This window comes from Allobosea sp. P4_H5, assembly GCF_056400825.1.
In genome coordinates this window covers 42,982-57,295 of sequence record NZ_JBFUKM010000017.1, presented here as the reverse complement: position 1 = coordinate 57,295, position 14,314 = coordinate 42,982, and the positions used below count along the sequence as shown (strand labels likewise).

The following is a 14,314-nucleotide window of genomic DNA, read 5'->3' as shown; positions in this document are numbered from 1 at the left end:
GGCGTCAGGCCACCGCCGCCTTCTGCAGCGTGACCAGCTTGCCGATGCCGCCCTTGGCGAGCTTCAGCAGCGCCATCAGCTCGTCCTCGCTGAAGGGAGCGCCCTCGGCAGTGCCCTGCACCTCGACGAGGCCGCCCGCGCCGGTGATGACGAAATTGGCGTCGGTCTGCGCCCCGGAATCCTCGACATAATCGAGATCGATCACCGGGTTGCCGGCGACGATGCCGCAGGAGACGGCGGCGACATGATCCTTCAGCGGATTGGCGCCTTTCAGCATCCCGCGTCCTTCCATCCACTTCAGCGCATCGTGCAGCGCGACCCAGGCGCCGGTGATCGAGGCGGTGCGGGTGCCGCCATCGGCCTGCAGCACGTCGCAGTCGACGACGATCTGGCGCTCGCCGATCGCCGTCAGGTCGACCACGGCGCGCAAGCTGCGCCCGACCAGGCGCTGGATCTCCTGCGTCCGGCCCGAGGGCTTGCCCGAGGTGACCTCGCGGCGGGTGCGCTCATGGGTGGCGCGCGGCAGCATCGAATATTCGGCGGTGACCCAGCCCTTGCCGGTGCCGCGCAACCACGGCGGCCCCTTTTCCTCGACGGTGGCGGCGCAGAGCACCTTCGTCTCACCGAAGGTGACCATGCACGAGCCTTCCGCATAGCGCACCACGCCGCGTTCCAGCGTGACCTTCCGCATCTCGTCGGCTGCGCGCTTCGAGGGTCTCATCGTGTCTTCCTGTCTTTTGGAGTCGGCGGCTTGTAGGCGCTTAACCGGAGTGCGGCAAGGCGAACTGGCCATGGGGCTTGATCCGGTTGCCTGCGCCGGGGACAATGGGCCATGGAATTGAGGTTGTTCGCCAAGGTATGAGCGCCCATACGCGCCCTGAGACACCCGGCGGCCTGGTCGAGATCGACCAGCGCTCGCGCGAGATCTTTCGGCAGATCGTCGACGGTTACCTGACCACCGGCGAGCCGGTCGGCTCGCGCAACATCGCCCGCCTGCTGCCGATCGCGCTGTCGCCGGCGACGGTGCGCAACGTCATGACCGATCTGGAGATGGCGGGGCTGATCTACGCCCCCCACACCTCGGCCGGGCGCCTGCCGACCGAGCGCGGCCTGCGCTTCTTCGTCGACGGCATGATGGAGGTCGGCAACCTCACCTCGGACGAGCGCTCCCGCATCGAGGCGCAGATCAGGGCGGCCGCCAGCAACCGCTCGCTCGACCAGACGTTGACCGAGGCCTCGGCCTTGCTGTCGGGCCTGTCGCGCGGCGCCGGCGTCGTCGTCACCACCAAGGCCAATGCCCGCCTGCGCCATATCGAGTTCGTCCGGCTCGATGCCGGCCGCGCGCTCGCCGTGCTGGTCGCCGATGACGGCACGGTCGAGAACCGCATCCTGGCGTTGCCGGCGGGCCTGCCGGCTTCGGCGCTGGTCGAGGCCGGCAACTTCCTCAATGCCCGCATCGTCGGCAAAACGCTCGACGAGCTTCGCCGCGAGATCGCCGACAGCCGCATCCTGATGGAGCGCGAGCTCGACGAATTGACCGCCCGGCTGGTCGAGACGGGCATCGCCACGAGTTCCGGCCCCTCCAGCGACCGGCATCTCATCGTGCGCGGCCAGGCCAATCTGCTCGAGGATCTGAAGGCGCAGGAGGATCTGGAGCGCATCCGCCTGCTTTTCGCCGATCTGGAGACGCAGACCGAACTGATCGACTTGCTCTCGCGCGCTGAGGCCGGTGACGGCGTGCGCATCTTCATCGGCTCGGAGAACAACCTGTTCTCGATGTCGGGCTCCTCGATCATCGCCGCGCCCTTCCGCGATGGCGGCCAGCGCATCGTCGGCGTCGTCGGCATCATCGGCCCGACCCGGCTGAACTACGCCCGGATCGTGCCGATGGTCGATTACACCGCCAAGGTGGTCGGGCGCCTGCTCGACGGTGGCAGATGAGGCGGTGGCTGCGGGCCGGCGCGATCCTGGCGGGAGTGCTGCTGATGACCGGAGCGAGCGAAGCACAGACCGGCCTGCTCGAAGCGGCCGGCCGTGGCGATCTTGCCGCGGTGAACCGCCTGATCGCCGCCAAGGCAGATCTCGAACAGCGCGATGGCCAGCGTCAGACGCCGCTCCTGCTCGCCGTCGCCGGCAATCATGTTGCCGTCGCCAAGGCGCTGCTGGCGGCAGGCGCGAGCCCCAATGCCCAGGCGTCGAATCAGGACACGCCCTGGCTGCTCGCGGGCGCCAGCGGCCGCACCGAGATCATCGCGGCGATGCTGCCGCTGAAGCCCGATCTCTCGTTGCGCAACCGCTATGGCGGCAATGCGCTGATCCCGGCCTGCGAGCGCGCTCATGTCGAGACCGCCAAGCTGCTCCTGACATCAGGCATCGACGTGAATCACGTCAACAATCTCGGCTGGACCTGCCTTCTGGAGATCGTGATCCTCGGCGATGGCGGCCCGCGCCATCGAGAGGTTGCCAGGCTCGTGCTCGATGCCGGCGCCAATCCCAATCTTGCCGACAAGGATGGCGTCAGCCCGCTCCAGCATGCCCACAAGCGCGGCCAGAGCGAGGTCGCCAGGCTGATTGCAGCCGCCGGCGGGCGCTGAAACACACCGTCATTCCGGGGCGCGCCGAAGGCGCGAGCCCGGAACCCAGAACCGATGCCTTTGATGACGAAAGCGCGGAACCCGGGAGTCCTGCTCGCGACGGGCATCGGCTCTGGACTCCAGGCCCATCGCTGCGCGATGTCCTGGAAAGACGGGGGGAGGACCCGCTATTCCAGCCAGTCGGTGATGAAGCGCTCGCTGGCGTGGATGTCGATCGATTCCAGCGTTTCCGGCCCAAGGCTGCGGAACTTGTGCGGCACGCCGGCCGGCACGACCAGGATTTCCCCCGGTCCGGCCTCGATCTCCCGGTCGCCGATCGTGTAGAGCGCCCGCCCGGCGCGCACGATGAAGGTCTCGGGATAGGGATGGCTGTGCAGCCTTGGCCCCTTGCCGGGCTCGGCCTGAACGAAGATCAGCGAGACCTCGCCGCCGAAGCCCTGGACCTCGCCATGCCATTCGCCGGGCGTCTCAGCCCAGTCCTCGCGGGCGATGACGCGCGGCGCGGGCTCGTCGGCCATCTCAGCCGCGCGCCGCGATCGCCGCCGCGGCGCCGGCCATCACGCCGCCGGTGACGCGGTTGATCCGGCGCATGGTCTTGGGGCTGGCGACCAGCAGCCTCGCCCGGTCGGCGGCATAGGCATAGCCGAGCAGGGTGGTGTTGATGATCAGCATGGTCAGCACGGCGACCTCGACGAAGGCCAGCGGCGTCAGCGCCTGCAGATCGACGATCAGCGGCAGGATCGAGACGAAGAACACCATCACCTTCGGATTGCCGAGCGTCAGCGCGAGCCCCCCGAGGAAGAGGCGGATGCCCTCGCCGCGCAACGCCGGCTGATCTTCCAGGCTCTTTACCGGCGCGGTCCAGAGCTTCCAGGCGAGATAGATCAGATAGGCGCAGCCCGCATACTTGATCACCAGGAACAGCCCGTGGAAGTTCTGCATCAGCACGGACAGGCCGAGCGCCGAGAAGGCCAGCCAGACCAGGTCGCCGGATGCGATGCCGAGCACGAAGGGCACGGCCCGCCTGAACCCGGTCGAGAGCGAGCGCGCCACGATCGCGGCGATGCCCGGCCCCGGCGAGGCGACGGCAAGGAAATAGACACCGGCGAAAACCAGAAGCCCGGCGAGATCCATCGAGCGCTACTCCCTCATGGCGGCTTGTTGCGGGCAGATTAGCAGCCTGTACCGGATGTGTCCCATCGCCTTGCGTGATGGGAGATATCAGCCGGTCTGGCGGATGCGTCCGCGCTTCTCGGCGCGCGCCTTGCCCATCGCGCCGAGGAAATCGCCGATCGACTGTTCCAGTGCCAGCGATTGCGACGAGGTCGCCCGGACGCGCTCGTCGACCTGCCGGGCGAGCGCAGCCGCTTCGCGCGCGAGGCCTTCGACCAGCGCGGCATGATGTGCGATGGCGTCGACGCCCGAGGACGAGCTTTCGGCCCGCTCGGCGATCGAGCGGATATGGCTGGCCTGCCCGGCGACCGACTCGGCGACGACATCGGCGCTGTCCTGCAGCGTCTGCATGGTCTGGCCGAGCCCGCGTACCGCCTCTCCGATGGCGCGCCCGGCATCGACGACCTCGCCGACGCCGTGGCGGATGGTTTGCGTTGCGTTGTTGGTGGCCGTGGCGAGTGATTTGACCTCGGCAGCGACCACCGCGAAGCCCTTGCCGGCTTCTCCGGCGCGCGCGGCCTCGATGGTTGCGTTGAGCGCCAGCAGGTTGGTCTGGGCGGCGAGACTGCGGATCAGTTCGACCAGGCTGCCGATCCGATCGCTGGCCTGCTGCAGCAGCGTGACACTGTCGCTGATCGCATGGCATTCGGCGTTCGCCGCCTGGGTGGCGCGGCTCGACCCCGCCGTCTCCTGGGAGATGCGCCCGCTGGCGAGCTCGCATTGCCGCGTTGCCGCGACGATCTCGGCGACGGAGGCGGCGACCTGCTCGGGCCGCTCCTGCGTGCCGGACAAGGCCGACAAGGTCGCGCCGGCCTGGGTCGAGAGCTGGCCGGAGAAGCCGGCGACATCCTCCATGCTCGCCTCGATCGCTGAGATGCGTTCGCCGATGCCGTTGCGAAAGGCCTGTTCGAGCGCGCCGAGACGATCGTTGACGTCGCTTTCGAGCGCGTCGTCGAAGCAGGCTAGCGAAAAGGAGATGTCGGTGAGCATGAGCTTGCAGAACACGCGCAGCGCCTCGTCGACCGGCCCCCATCGCCGCTTCCAGCGCGCGACGAGGACGGCGAGGAAGTTCGAGAAGTCCTCGAGGAAGAACTGCGGATAGTCGGCGAGCAGGATGTCGCGGTTGTTGGCGCGGCCGACGATGCGCAGTTTCGCCAGCCGATAGCGCTCGTCGAGCTCGAGCCTGAACAGCTTGCGGTATTTCACCTGCTCGTCGGAGGCGACGTCGAGCTGGTCGAGATCGCGCTTGAACGTCTTGGCGTAGAGCTTGCGGGTGGAGGCGTCGAAATGCGGCTCCAGGATCGTCAGCAGGCGGCTGGCGATCAAGGCTTCAGCCTCGGTGAAGGACGGCTGCGACGGATGCATCACCCGGAGTGTCGCGCGAAATGATTAACCGCCTTCATACTTCGGGGAGCCGCCGCTGTGGCCCGCTTTGGCTATAGCACCGGACCGAAAAGTGGAATCCACTTTTCGAAAAAATCAGATGCGATAACAATGTGATAGATCATCGTAACCGCGTCCGTTCGGACGCGCGATGATCTAGCGCGTGGGTCTGACCTCACCTGGCGTGACCAGGAAGCGCTGGGCTCCCTCAGGGAGATCGCCGAACAGGGCTGGGTCGGCGCCGGTCATCCAGACCTGGCAGCCGAGCTCGGCCAGCGCTCCATAGAGCGCCGCCCGCCGGCGCGGATCGAGATGGGCGGCGACCTCGTCGAGCAGGACGAGCGGCGGCAGCTCGCTCATCGTCGCGACCAGGCGGGCATGGGCGAGCACCAGCCCGATCAGCAGCGCCTTCTGCTCGCCGGTCGAACCCTGTCCGGCGGGGATGTCCTTGGCGGCATGGCGCACGGCGAGATCGGAGGCCTGCGGCCCCGCGAGGGTGCGCCCGGCCGCCTTGTCGCGCGGGCGCATCTCCCGCAGCAGCTCGCGATAGCGGTCCTCGGCATCGAGCGCCGGCAGGCTCGCGACCAACGCATCGATCTCGCCTTCGAGGGCGATGTCGGCCTGCGGGAAGGGCGAGGCCTCGTCCGCCGTCTGGGCGATGATGGCGGAGAGCCGCGCCACGGTCTCGGCGCGGGCGGCGGCAACGGCGACGCCGAGCTCGGCGATCTCGCGTTCGACCGCGTCGAGCCAGCGCTGCTGGTGCGGGCTCTCGTCGAGGATGCGGTTACGCGAGCGTAGCGCCTTTTCCAGCGCGTTCGAGCGCGTGCCATGGCCGGGGTCGACCGCCAGCACCAGCCGGTCGAGGAAGCGGCGGCGATCGCCGGCGGCGCCGCGGAACAGCCCGTCGAGATCGGGCGTCAGCCAGACCAGCCTGACATAGTCGCTGAAGGCCAGCGCCGAGCCGGCCGGGGCGCCGTCGATCCGGGCGATCCGTGCCCGCCGGCCCTCGGCATCGGGCGGCTCCAGGCCGATGCCGAGCCGCGCGCCGTCATCGGTGAGACCGATCGAGGCGGCGAAGCCGCCATCGCCCGGCTGGCGCACCATCTCGGAGAGGTCGGCGCGCCTGAGGCCGCGGCCGGGTGCGAACAGCGAGAGCGCCTCGAGCAGATTGGTCTTGCCGGCGCCGTTCTCGCCGCACAGTGCAACGAGCCGACCCTCGATCGCGAGATCAAGGGTCGGATAGGAGCGGAAATTCTGCAGCGTGAGGCGTGCGACCGCGGTCAAGATGCGCTCGCGGGATCAGACCCGCATCGGCATCAGCACATAGAGGGCCGAAGCGCCTTCGCGGTCCTGGATCACCGTCGGCGAACCCGGATCGGCGAGCTTGAGCAGCGCAGTGTCGCCGTCGAGCTGGGCGGCGATGTCCATCAGATAGCGCGCGTTGAAGCCGATATCGAGCGGGCCGGCGTCGTAGTCCACCTCGATCTCCTCGGTCGCCGAGCCGGAATCGGGATTGGTCACCGAGAGCGTCATCCGGCCATCGGCCATGGAGAGCTTCACGGCGCGGCCACGCTCGGACGAGATGGTCGAGACGCGGTCCACGGAGGCCGCGAAATCGCCCCGGTCGACGGTGAGCAGCTTGTCGTTTCCGGAGGGGATGACGCGCTGATAGTCGGGGAAGGTGCCGTCGATCAGCTTGGAGGTCAGCACGACCTCGGCTGTGGCGACGCGGATCTTGGTGGCGGAGAGCTCGATCTGGACCTCGCTCTCGCCGTCCTCCAGCAACTTCTGGATCTCGGCCACGGCCTTGCGCGGCACGATCACGCCGGGCATGCCGAGCGAGCCCTGCGGGGCCGCGGTGTCGACGCGGGCGAGGCGATGGCCATCGGTCGCGACGGCGCGCAGCACCGGGCGCCCGTCGACGTCGATGGCGTGCAGATAGATGCCGTTGAGATAGTAGCGCGTCTCCTCGGTCGAGATCGCGAACTGGGTCTTGTCGATCAGGCGCTTGAACTCGCCGGCCGGCAGCACGAAGCGATGCGCCATCTCGCCGGCGGTGATGTCGGGGAAATCGCTTTCCGGCAGCGTCTGCAGGGTGAAGCGGGAGCGGCCCGAGCGCAGCACCATCTGGCCGGTCTCGCCGGTGGTCTCCAGCGAGACCTGCGAGCCGTCTGGCAGCTTGCGGACGATGTCGTAGAGCGTGTGCGCGGGGACCGTGGTCGCGCCGGACTCGACTACGTCGGCCGGCACGGTCTCGACCACCTCGATGTCGAGGTCGGTCGCCTTCAGCTTCAACCCGTCCTCGCTGCCGCGCAGCAGGAGATTCGACAGGATCGGGATCGTGTTGCGCCGCTCGACGACACGATGGACATGCCCGAGCGACTTCAGGAGCGTGGAGCGTTCGACCGTAACCTTCATGGCGTCTTCTGGCATGCTGGCGCCCGCGGCGAGCCGGCAGGCAGAAAGGTGGCCCGCGACATTGCCGGACGGCCGGGCCGCGCGCAAGGGCGCGCGAGCCCGCCTGCACAGTTAACGCAAGAGTGGCCGCCCGAGGCTCACTCCTGCAGCATGCGCTTCAGGAGGTCGACTTCGTCATGAAGCAGACGGTCCTCGACGATGGCCTTCTCGATCTTGCGCACCGCATGCAGCACGGTGGTGTGGTCGCGCCCGCCGAAGCGGCGCCCGATCTCGGGCAGCGAGCGTGGCGTCAGCGCCTTGGCGAGATACATCGCGATCTGGCGCGGCTTGACCACCGCCGCTGTCCGGCGCTCCGACAGGATGTCGGCGCGGCTGACATTGTAGCGGGTCGCGACGAGCTTCTGGATGTCCTCGATCTTGACCCGGCGCGGCTCGCGCGTCCGGACGAGATCGCGGATCGCCGCTTCCGCCGTCTCCATCGTCACGCTGGCGCCGGTCAGCGTCGCATGCGCCAGGATGCGGTTGGCGGCGCCGTCGAGATCGCGGCCATTGGTGGCGACGAGCTTGGCGACATAGGCGATCACGTCCGGATTGACGTGGAAGCTCGGATGGGCGGCCTTCAGCCCATCGAGGCGGGTGGTCAGGATCTTGACCCGCAGCGCCTCGTCGAGCTCGCCGATCTCGACGACGAGGCCGCCGGCGAGCCGGGAGCGGATGCGCTCGTCGAGCGCCTCCAGATCGGTCGGCAGCCGGTCGGCGGCGACGACGATCTGCTTGCCGGCATCGATCAGCGCATTGATCGTATGGCCGAACTCCTGCTGGATCGAACGGCCCTGGATGAACTGGACGTCGTCGACGATCAAAAGGTCGATGCCGCGCAGCTTCTCCTTGAAGGCGAGCGCCGTCTGCGACTTCAGCGCGGCAACGAAGCCGTACATGAAGCGATCCGCGGTGAAATAGGCGACGCGCTTGCCGTGCTGGCGCGCATCCTGGGCGATCGCCTGGATCAGATGCGTCTTGCCGAGGCCGACGCCAGCATGGAGATAGAGCGGGTTATAGGGCGTCGAGCCGGCGGGGGCCGCCGAGATTCGCTCGGCCGCGGCGAAGGCGAGCGCATTCGACTTGCCGACGACGAAGCTCTGGAAAGTCATGCGCCGGTCGAGCAGCGTGCCGCAGGCGTCCATGGGGTCGCGATCGCTGGCCGGGGTGGCGGCCGAAGTGGGAGCGACATCCGACATCGGGGTGGCTGGGCGAGCCTGGGCCGGGCGCGCCCGCTGCGCCGAGAGGTCCTGGCAGGGCTCGCTGCTCTCTCGCGCCACCTGGCGCACCGAAAGGGCGACGCCGTTGGGCGCATCGAGCTCGGCCATGCAGTGCGCCCGCAGGCGCTCGGCATAATGGGCTTCGAGCCAGCTCTTCAGGAAGCGGGTCGGCACGGTGAGGTGGGCGACGCCCTCGACGACCGCGCCGATCTCGACGCGCGCGAACCAGCTCGAGAAGACGTCCTCGCCGAGCTCGGCGCGCAGGCGCCGGCGGACCCTGTCCCAACGGTCCTTGGTCCCGGCGACGCTCGCCGGCTCAGTCGGGGCAAGCCTGGTCACCACAGGGGTGGCCGCAGTCTCAACCAGATTGCCAGTCTCCATCCGCTCGAACATTCCAATTGCCCCATTCCATTGTCGTGCATGTTGCCGCCACGTTTTCCGAGGTTGGCCATGCAGTGGTTTGTTCATCGAGAAAAACGCCTCCCGCCTTCGGCGGCGCGAGAGCCGCGAAGCGAGGTCTTCCCAACGCTTTTCGAGGTAGAGCCGCGCGCTCTAAAAAGATCGGCTGCGGCTATGGTCTATTCAAGGCGTTTAAATCTTTAAGACATAGAAACTCATTCTTCCAACCCCGCCTGGTTGTAAGCCAAAAACATCAACAATTCTTTGGAGAGCCGGTTGGACATCGCTGTCCGCCCGCCGATGAAAAGGACCTTACAGGGCCGCCTCGAACGGGGGCAATATCCCCCTCAGCCGGCTTCGTGGTGAAGGGGCATTCCGACCACTGTCTGCCCTACCGGAAGGTGTCTCGCAATCAGTTGGGGAAGTTAAGCTTTTCTTTACCGGGCGGGTCTCGCGCCGGCTCCGAATCTTTTTTTTCGAAGCCCATCCTCCACCCCATTCGGGGAGCGGGGATTCACCCAGCTGAATTGCTTTGCCCACTAAGATGATGAAAAATATGGAGGAATTTTGTGCGGTCAAAAGTCCCGCGCGGGACGATTTCTGACCTCTAAATCGGCATTGAAGTCAAGTCGGTAAAGTCGTGGAAAGATTGCGGAATCGCCGTTGACAGCGGGTGTTGCGCCGCAACATCGGGGCGCCTCCCGCCGGCTGGCAGGCAAACAAAAACCCGGCCTTTCGGCCGGGTCGAAAACTGCTCGCAAATCCGCTCTGATGAACGGCGATCAGGAAGCCAGCGCACCGATACGATGAGCGAGACGCGAAACCTTGCGTGAAGCGGTGTTCTTGTGAACCACGCCCTTCTGTGCGGCCCGCATCAGCTCCGGCTGGGCAGCCTGCAGAGCAGCGGCGGCGGCGCTCTTGTCGCCGGAGGCGATCGCCTCCTCGACCTTGCGCAGGAAGGTGCGCACGCGGCTGCGGCGCGCCTTGTTCACTTCGGTGCGCCGCACGATCTTGCGCGCGGCCTTCTTGGCCGAAGTCGTGTTGGCCATGGTCTGTCCTCGTCCTCATCGCGGTGAGCGCCTGGCTATCGCCGGCTGGCACGACCACGGACCTTCAGTTGAAAATGCGAGCGACGGTCCTGCCGGAGCAAGACCGCCGCGAGGCCCGACCCTATAGTTCCTGCCGCGCTTGGCGTCAACGCCGGAATCGTAGCCGCCTTCAACCTGCCTTGCGGCGGACCGCCACGGCCTCGATCTCGACGAGATAGCCATGATGCAGCTCCGGCACCGGGACGACTGCGCGGGCCGGCCTGTGCGGCCCGAAGACCTCGGCGTAGACCGCATTGAACTCGGGCCAATGCGCGGCGCCGACCAGATAGGCGGTGACCTTCAGCACATCGGCCGGGCCGCAACCGGCGGCGTCGAGCACTGCCAGGAGATTGTCGAGTGCCTGGCGGGCCTGCACCGCGAAGGGCTCGCCGGCGGTATGGCTGCCGTCGGGGCGCGGCGCGAGCTGGCCGGAGACGAAGACCAGATCTTTATACGCGACTGCCTGCGCATAATGCCCGGCCGGCGCCGGCACATCAGGCGACAGGATCGTCTCGATCTCGCTCACGCGCCCTCACCGATGAAACGGGCGAAGCTGGCGAGGTCAACATTGCCGCCGCTCAGGATGACGCCGACGCGCTTACCCGCCACCGGCACTGCGCCGGTGAAGGCGGCCGCCGCCGCAAGGCAGCCGGTCGGCTCGACCACGAGCTTCATCCGTTCGGCGAAGAAGCGCATCGCCGCGACGAGGGCGGCGTCCGGCACGGTGACGATGTCCTCGACGAGATCGCGGATGATCGGGAAGGTGTAGTTGCCGAGGAAGGCGGTCTGGGCGCCGTCGGCGATGGTCTTGGGCACGTCGATCTTGACGATCTCGCCCTTGCGCAGGGATTGCTGGCCGTCATTGCCGGCCTCCGGCTCGACGCCATAGACCTTGCAGCCAGGATTGAGCGCTCTCGCCGCCAGCAGCGCGCCGGCGAGCAGCCCGCCGCCGCCGAGGCAGACCAGCAGTACGTCGAGCTCGCCGGCTTCCTCGATCAGCTCCTTCGTCGCCGTGCCCTGGCCGGCGATGACCTCGGGATGGTCGTAGGGCGGGATCAGCGTCAGCCCGCGCTCGGCCGCCAGTCGGTCACCCAGTTCGAGCCGGTCCTGGGTGTAGCGGTCATAGGTGACGACCTCGGCGCCATAACCCTTGGTCGCGGCGACCTTCGCCGCGGGAGCGTCGAGCGGCATGATGATCGTCGCCGGCGCGCCGAGCAGCTTGCTGGCATAGGCGATCGCCTGGGCATGGTTGCCGGAGGAATAGGTCAGGACGCCGGCCTTGCGCTGCTCCGGCGTCAGCGCCGCGATGGCATTGTAACCGCCGCGGAACTTGAAGGCGCCCATGCGCTGCAGGTTCTCGGCCTTGAAGACGAGATTGGCGCCGGTGCGCTCATTGGCGGTGCGCGAGGTCAGCGCCGGCGTCCGATGCGCGACGCCGGCGATGCGCTGTGCCGCCGCTTCGACATCGGCATAGCTCGGCAGCGCGATGCCGTCGGTGAGGGAGCGGGCTGCGGCGGTCATGGCAAATCCTGCGTGCTCTTAAGAGTGAGCAGCCATGGTCCAGCAGCGCCGTCGGCCTTTCAAGTGAAAGAAACTGGCCCCGGCCATGCGTGGCGCTGATCGGCCGGGGCTCGCCTGTCTCAGTAGTTCTTGAATTCGGGCTTCCGCTTCTCGATGAAGGCGGCCATGCCTTCCTTCTGATCGTGCGTGCCGAACAGCGCCGAGAAGACGCGGCGCTCGAAGCGCAGGCCTTCGGCCAGCGTCGTCTCGAAGGCGCGATTGACCGATTCCTTGGCTGACAGCAGCGAGGGCAGCGACTTCGAGGCAATCTGCTCGGCCGCCTTGAGCGTCTCGGTCATCAGCTCGGCGAGCGGAACGATACGGGCGACCAGCCCGGCGCGCTCGGCTTCGTTCACATCCATGAAGCGGCCGGTGAGGCAAAGGTCCATCGCCTTGGCCTTGCCGATCGCATGGGTCAGGCGCTGGGTGCCGCCGGCGCCGGGGATGACGGCAAGGTTGATCTCGGGCTGGCCGAACTTGGCGTTGTCGGCGGCGATGATGAAATCGGCCATCATCGCGAGCTCGCAGCCGCCGCCGAGCGCGAAGCCCGCGACCGCAGCGATGATCGGCTTGCGCCGCTGGCTGATCCGGTCCCAGTCGGCGAACTTGTCGTCGAGATAGGTGCCGGGATAGCTGCGCTCCTGCATCGCCTTGATGTCGGCGCCGGCGGCGAAGGCCTTCTCCGAGCCGGTCATGACGATGCAGCCGATGTTGTCGTCGCGCTCGAAGCCGTCGAGCGCCGCATTGATGTCGGCGATGAGCTGGACGTTCAGCGCATTCAGGGCCTGCGGCCGGTTCAGCGTGATGATGCCGACCTTGCCTTTCACCTCGACGAGAATGGTCTCATAAGCCATGGCAGGCCTCCTGGATGCGCTGTGTCCCGGCCACGAATAGCGGCCAGCCGGGCCGTGGTCCATGCGCGCGGACGCACGGCGCGATGCGAGCCTCGGCGCAACCTGCTCTGCCTGAGCCTCTAGATCGGCGGGCCATCCTGGGATTCGACATGAAATCCCTTCGAGGTGATCAGCCAGGTGCCGTCGATCCGGTGCCAGGTCAGATGGTCCACGAACACCATCGTGTTGACCCTCACACGCACTTTCGTCATCGCTTGGGTCGTGGAGGCGAAGTCGATGAGCAGAATCTCGTCCTCGCGCACGGCATCGACCGACTTCGGCGATTGGCGCTTATCGAGGATGTCGCGGTAGACCAGCATAGGCCACGCCATCAACTTGCCGTCGCGAAAGCCGTGCAGCTGGGCCGTCGGCGCGAACGTTTGCTGGAGGCGGGACGTATCGCAGTCGTACATCAGGTCGAAATATTTCTGGATCGCCGCGGTCAGTTCCGCCACGGCTGAAACGTCGACCGCCGGTTCGGCCCATGCCGCCTCGTCATCGCGAACATGCCGCGCGGGCTCCCTGGTCATCGTTGTCATCGCAAGCTCCTGTCGCTGGATATGCGATCTGCAAGGACCATCCGGAGAGGCCATCGCGAGAGCGATCGAGCAGATTGACGGTAGCGGGAGCCAAGTCATTTTGATATGCTATCGATATCGATTTCAATAATAATCAATGGTTATGATCAAGCCGCCACTCGATCTCGATTCCGTCCAGGCTTTCGTCCACATCGCCGATCTCGGCAGTTTCACCCGCGCCGCCGAGGCGATGCGGACGACCCAGGCCGCGGTCAGCCTGAAGCTGAAGCGCCTGGAGCAGCGGTTGGATTGCCGGCTGGTCGAGCGGACGCCGCGGCGTGTCGAGCTGTCGGGGCGTGGCGTGGCATTTCTCGATCACGCCCGCGAGCTCCTGACGGTGCATGATCGCGCACTCTCGGCTTTCGCGACGATCCGGGAACGCCTGACCATCGGTATCAGCGACCATGTTGCGGGGCCGGACCTTCCGGCATTGATCGCGCGCATGAATGCGCAGGACCCGCAGCTGGTGATCGAGATCAGGATCGGGACCTCCAGTGAGCTGCTCCAGAGCTTCGACCGGCGTGAGCTCGACACGGTGATCGTGCGCCTGCATGCCGGGCGCAGCGATGGCGAGCTGCTCGCGGACGAGAAATTCGGCTGGTTCGCCGCGCCGGCCTGGCAGCATCGCCCGGGCGAGCCGCTGCCGGTCGCCACCATGGCCGAACCCTGCGGCGTGCGGGTGATGGCAGGGCAGCTCCTCGACGAAGCGGGGGTGTCCTGGACGGAGATCTTCGTCGGCGGCGGCGTTACGGCGGTCGCCGCGGCGGTCACGGTCGGGCTCGGCGTCGCGGCGCTGGCGCCGCGCATGCTGCCCTTCGGCGCGGTCGATGTCGGGCAAAGGCTCGGCCTGCCCGATTTGCCGCGCCTGCCGATCCTGTTGCACACGCGGGTCAGGGACGGGCGCCCGCGTGACGCGCTCGCCGCGCTTTCGGCCGCATTCAGGAGTGTGGTGCGAAGCTAACCGCGCCG

General features: G+C 67.3%; 15 protein-coding genes. 3 read left to right on the top strand and 12 right to left on the bottom strand.

Annotated features, from left to right (window positions below; translation table 11 throughout):
- Positions 1–4 precede the first annotated feature (4 nt).
- Entirely contained in the window at positions 5–721 is a 717-nt protein-coding gene (rph, locus tag AC1DS0_RS27625; protein ID WP_152013153.1) for a ribonuclease PH, read from the bottom strand.
- Positions 722–858: 137 nt separating this feature from the next.
- On the opposite strand from rph, the gene hrcA reads away from it, so the two are divergent.
- Complete coding sequence (gene hrcA, locus AC1DS0_RS27620) at positions 859–1,941, top strand: heat-inducible transcriptional repressor HrcA (protein WP_476817422.1); 1,083 nt, start codon at positions 859–861, stop codon at positions 1,939–1,941.
- A complete protein-coding gene (locus tag AC1DS0_RS27615) occupies positions 1,938–2,594 on the top strand; it encodes an ankyrin repeat domain-containing protein (RefSeq protein WP_476817421.1) in 657 nt (218 codons plus the stop codon). The genes hrcA and AC1DS0_RS27615 overlap by 4 nt, the downstream gene beginning before the upstream one ends.
- 167 nt (positions 2,595–2,761) lie before the next feature.
- Here AC1DS0_RS27615 and AC1DS0_RS27610 read toward each other — a convergent pair whose 3' ends face one another.
- The 11 genes from AC1DS0_RS27610 to AC1DS0_RS27560 form a co-directional block, all read right to left on the bottom strand.
- Positions 2,762–3,112 carry a cupin domain-containing protein gene (locus AC1DS0_RS27610; RefSeq protein WP_476817420.1) on the bottom strand — a complete coding sequence of 117 codons (351 nt, stop codon included), beginning with the start codon at positions 3,110–3,112 and terminating at the stop codon, positions 2,762–2,764.
- A 1-nt stretch (position 3,113) separates the two neighbouring features.
- Positions 3,114–3,728, bottom strand: coding sequence for a LysE family translocator (locus AC1DS0_RS27605; protein ID WP_476817419.1), 615 nt, complete (start codon positions 3,726–3,728; stop codon positions 3,114–3,116).
- Between the two features lie 87 nt (positions 3,729–3,815).
- Positions 3,816–5,132, bottom strand: a complete 1,317-nt coding sequence (locus tag AC1DS0_RS27600; protein WP_476817418.1) for a methyl-accepting chemotaxis protein — start codon at positions 5,130–5,132, stop codon at positions 3,816–3,818.
- Positions 5,133–5,306: 174 nt separating this feature from the next.
- Positions 5,307–6,434: a DNA replication/repair protein RecF gene (gene recF, locus AC1DS0_RS27595; protein ID WP_476817417.1), complete on the bottom strand. Its 1,128-nt coding sequence runs from the start codon at positions 6,432–6,434 to the stop codon at positions 5,307–5,309.
- A 15-nt stretch (positions 6,435–6,449) separates the two neighbouring features.
- Positions 6,450–7,568: a DNA polymerase III subunit beta gene (gene dnaN, locus AC1DS0_RS27590; protein WP_100964436.1), complete on the bottom strand. Its 1,119-nt coding sequence runs from the start codon at positions 7,566–7,568 to the stop codon at positions 6,450–6,452.
- Positions 7,569–7,705: 137 nt separating this feature from the next.
- Positions 7,706–9,220, bottom strand: a complete 1,515-nt coding sequence (gene dnaA, locus AC1DS0_RS27585; RefSeq protein ID WP_476817416.1) for a chromosomal replication initiator protein DnaA — start codon at positions 9,218–9,220, stop codon at positions 7,706–7,708.
- A 788-nt stretch (positions 9,221–10,008) separates the two neighbouring features.
- Positions 10,009–10,275 carry a 30S ribosomal protein S20 gene (gene rpsT, locus AC1DS0_RS27580; protein WP_091835631.1) on the bottom strand — a complete coding sequence of 89 codons (267 nt, stop codon included), beginning with the start codon at positions 10,273–10,275 and terminating at the stop codon, positions 10,009–10,011.
- Positions 10,276–10,444: 169 nt separating this feature from the next.
- Positions 10,445–10,840: a RidA family protein gene (locus tag AC1DS0_RS27575; protein ID WP_476817415.1), complete on the bottom strand. Its 396-nt coding sequence runs from the start codon at positions 10,838–10,840 to the stop codon at positions 10,445–10,447.
- A complete protein-coding gene (locus AC1DS0_RS27570) occupies positions 10,837–11,835 on the bottom strand; it encodes a threo-3-hydroxy-L-aspartate ammonia-lyase (RefSeq protein WP_476817414.1) in 999 nt (332 codons plus the stop codon). The genes AC1DS0_RS27575 and AC1DS0_RS27570 overlap by 4 nt, the downstream gene beginning before the upstream one ends.
- 119 nt (positions 11,836–11,954) lie before the next feature.
- The gene (locus tag AC1DS0_RS27565) at positions 11,955–12,728 is read right to left on the bottom strand and encodes an enoyl-CoA hydratase (RefSeq protein WP_476817413.1); all 774 of its coding nucleotides are present in this window, start codon (positions 12,726–12,728) and stop codon (positions 11,955–11,957) included.
- A gap of 119 nt (positions 12,729–12,847) precedes the next feature.
- On the bottom strand, positions 12,848–13,306 hold the full coding sequence (locus AC1DS0_RS27560; RefSeq protein WP_476817412.1) for a nuclear transport factor 2 family protein: 459 nt from the start codon (positions 13,304–13,306) through the stop codon (positions 12,848–12,850).
- A gap of 142 nt (positions 13,307–13,448) precedes the next feature.
- On the opposite strand from AC1DS0_RS27560, the gene AC1DS0_RS27555 reads away from it, so the two are divergent.
- The gene (locus AC1DS0_RS27555) at positions 13,449–14,306 is read left to right on the top strand and encodes a LysR family transcriptional regulator (protein ID WP_476817411.1); all 858 of its coding nucleotides are present in this window, start codon (positions 13,449–13,451) and stop codon (positions 14,304–14,306) included.
- The last annotated feature ends 8 nt before the right edge of the window (positions 14,307–14,314 follow it).